The sequence below is a fragment of the Mycobacterium kyorinense genome, from assembly GCF_002101735.1.
GTDB lineage: Bacteria > Actinomycetota > Actinomycetes > Mycobacteriales > Mycobacteriaceae > Mycobacterium > Mycobacterium kyorinense.
Genome location: NZ_LQPE01000067.1, coordinates 1 through 2,074, shown reverse-complemented (window position 1 = coordinate 2,074; position 2,074 = coordinate 1). Strand labels below are relative to the sequence as shown.

The following is a 2,074-nucleotide window of genomic DNA, read 5'->3' as shown; positions in this document are numbered from 1 at the left end:
GTACGCGAGTTGTATGTGGCTGGTTTGGGGGTGGGGGTTNGGTATTGGGGTCGTGCGGGGTTGTCGGCGGCTCGGTTTGTGGCGTGTCCGTTTGGTGGGTTTGGTGAGCGGATGTATCGCACTGGGGATTTGGTGCGGTGGGGTGTTGATGGGCAGTTGGAGTATGTGGGGCGTGCTGATGAGCAGGTCAAGGTTCGGGGGTATCGGATTGAGTTGGGGGAGGTTCAGGCGGCGTTAGCGGGTTTGGCTGGGGTGGATTCGGCGGTGGTGGTGGCCCGTGAGGATCGTCCTGGTGATAAGCGGTTGGTGGGTTATTTCACTGGTGGTGCTGATTCGGGTTGGTTGCGTGAGCAGTTGGCGGCGCGGTTGCCGGGTTATATGGTGCCGGCGGCGTTGGTGGGGTTGGACAGTTTGCCGTTGACGGTGAACGGCAAGCTTGATGTTCGGGCGTTGCCGGTGCCGGATTACCGCGGTGAGGTTTATCGGGCTCCGGTCGGGCCGACCGAGGAGATTTTGGCCGGTATCTACGCCCAGGTCCTCGGGCTGGAGCGGGTCGGGCGCGACGACTCCTTCTTCGACCTGGGTGGGGACAGTATTTCGGCGATGCGTCTGGTGGCGGCGGTCAATGCTGCTCTGGGTGTTGGTGTTTCGGTGCGGGTGGTGTTTGAGGCGCCTACGGTGGCGCGGTTGGCGCCGCGTGTTGGTGAGGGTGGGGGTGGGCTGGAGCCGTTGGTGGCTGTTGAGCGGCCGGCGGTGGTGCCGTTGTCGTTTGCGCAGTCTCGGTTGTGGTTTGTCGATCAGTTGCAGGGGCCGTCGCCGGTTTACAACATGGCGGTGGTGTTGCGGTTGGGTGGGCGTTGCGATGCTGAGGCTTTGGGGCACGCGTTACGTGATGTGGTGGGGCGTCATGAGAGTTTGCGGACGGTGTTCCCGGTGGTTGATGGTGTTGCCCGGCAGTTGGTGGTGCCGGTGGAGCGGGCCGATTTCGGGTGGCAGGTTGTTGATGCCGCTGGGTGGCCGGTAGGCCGGTTGTGGGAGGCGATCGAGCAGACGGCGCGGCATAGTTTTGATTTGGCTGCCGAGATTCCTTTGCGGGCGCGGCTTTTCCGTGTTGGCGAGGTTGAGCATGTGTTGGCGGCGGTGGTGCACCATATTGCTGCTGATGGTTGGTCGATCACTCCGTTGGTGCGTGATCTGGGGTTGGCTTATGCGGCCCGGTGTGCGGGGCGGGAGCCGGGGTGGGCGCCGTTGGCGGTGCAGTATGTCGATTACACGTTGTGGCAGCGGGCCCAGTTCGGTGATTTGGATGATCCGGGCAGTGTGATTGCTGGGCAGTTGGCGTATTGGCAGGATGCGTTGGCGGGTTTGCCTGAGCGTGTTGATTTGCCTACGGATCGGCCGTATCCGCTGGTGGCTGATCAGCGTGGTGGCCGGGTGATGGTGGATTGGTCGGCTCAGTTGCAGCGGCGGGTGGCGCGGGTGGCGCGGGAGCATAACGCGACCAGTTTTATGGTGGTGCAGGCGGCGTTGGCGGTGTTGTTGGCCAAGCTGAGCGCGAGTTGCGATGTGGCGGTGGGTTTCCCGATCGCTGGGCGGCGTGATCCTGCTCTTGATGAGTTGGTCGGGTTTTTTGTCAATACGTTGGTGTTGCGGGTTGATGTGGCCGGTGATCCCAGTGTCGCTGAGCTTTTGGGGCAGGTGCGGGCGCGCAGTCTGGCTGCCTATGAGCATCAGGATGTGCCGTTCGAGGTGTTGGTGGAGCGGCTCAACCCGACTCGGAGTCTGGCGCATCATCCGCTGGTGCAGGTGATGTTGGGTTGGCAGAACACACCTGGGCGCGGCGGCGATGCTGTTTCGGGGTTGAGGTTGGGTGATCTGCAGGTTACTGAGGTGCCGTTCGATACCCACACTGCCCGCATGGATCTGTCGTTTTCGTTGGCCGAGCGTTTCACCGAGTCCGGTGAGCCCGCCGGGATCGGCGGGATGGTGGAGTTCCGCACCGATGTGTTTGAGGGCCGAAGCATTGAGGCGTTGGTGGGGCGGTTGGAGCGGGTGGTGGTGGCGATGGCCGCTG

The 2,074-nt window shown here is 63.0% G+C and carries 1 protein-coding gene; it reads left to right on the top strand.

What is annotated here, in order from left to right:
* A partial coding sequence (locus AWC14_RS09145; RefSeq protein WP_142281634.1) for a condensation domain-containing protein occupies positions 1–2,074 on the top strand: 2,074 nt, incomplete at both ends.